Genomic DNA, 1196 nt, shown 5'->3' on the forward strand with positions numbered 1-1196 from the left:
GGAAGGTCTGAAGTACCCACCGATTTTTGAGGCCCTCGCTGCTTGAGGTTCAAAAAATCCAAGTCGGCCGAAAAACAGACCCTTCTTGTCTTTAATTCACGGCTCTTTCCTCTGATCGTGCTGTTTCAGGGCGATCAGCCCGCATTACAGACGCACCTCTCCCGCATTCAACAACCGTTTTCGCACCATCCACAGGTTCGACAATGCGAACAAGGTTGTCTGTTGGGCGATGTTTTTCGACAAGCCACGAAAGCGTACTTTCGTGTAGCCAAACTGGCGCTTGATCACGCGAAAGGGATGTTCAACCTTGGCCCGCACCTGCGCTTTGGCGTATTCGATCTTGCGTCGCATACGCCCGATCAAACTCTTTTTTCCGTGCTTTCTATAGCTGCTGGGACGCGCAGCAATCGACCAAATCATCGTGCGGTTCTGATGCTCAGCACGCTTCTCCACACCGGTATAACCCGCATCGCCGCACACGTAAGTTTCCTCACCATGCAACAACTGATCGACCTGAGTCACGTCCGCCACATTCGCCGCCGTGCCCACCAGGCTGTGCACCAAGCCGGATTCGGCATCGACGCCGATGTGCGCTTTCATACCAAAAAAGTACTGATTTCCTTTTTTCGTCTGATGCATTTCCGGGTCGCGCTTGCCGTCCTTGTTCTTGGTCGAACTCGGGGCATGAATGATCGTCGCATCGACCACCGTGCCTTGGCGCAGCATCAAGCCACGGTCACCCAGATAGCCGTTGATGACCTGCAAGATCCCGCCCGCCAACTCATGTTTTTCCAGCAGGCGCCGGAAGTTGAGGATCGTGGTTTCATCGGGAATTCGATCCAGATGCAGCCCCGCGAACTGGCGCAGAATCGTCGTTTCATAGAGTGATTCTTCCATCGCCGGATCGCTGTAGCCGAACCAGTTCTGCATCAGATGAACCCGCAACATGGCCAGCAACGGATACGCCGGACGACCGCCTTCACCTTTCGGATAATGCGGCTCGATCAAGGCAATCAAGCCCTTCCAGGGCACGACCTGATCCATCTCGATCAGGAAGCGCTCACGGCGGGTCTGCTTACGTTTGCCGGCGTACTCAGCATCGGCGAAGGACATCTGTTTCATCGGGACTCAACCGTTCGATTCCTGTGAGGCGGGTATTTCACCAAATCTGGAAGCCTTTTTCAGAGTTTCCCTAG

General features: G+C 54.5%; 1 protein-coding gene. It reads right to left on the reverse strand.

Annotated features, from left to right (window positions below; genetic code table 11):
* Positions 1-144: 144 nt before the first annotated feature.
* Entirely contained in the window at positions 145-1122 is a 978-nt protein-coding gene (locus IFT98_RS20930) for an IS5 family transposase (RefSeq protein WP_008374339.1), read from the reverse strand.
* Positions 1123-1196 lie beyond the last annotated feature (74 nt).

This window comes from Pseudomonas sp. CFBP 8770 (assembly GCF_014841705.1).
In the GTDB taxonomy this organism is placed as follows: domain Bacteria; phylum Pseudomonadota; class Gammaproteobacteria; order Pseudomonadales; family Pseudomonadaceae; genus Aquipseudomonas.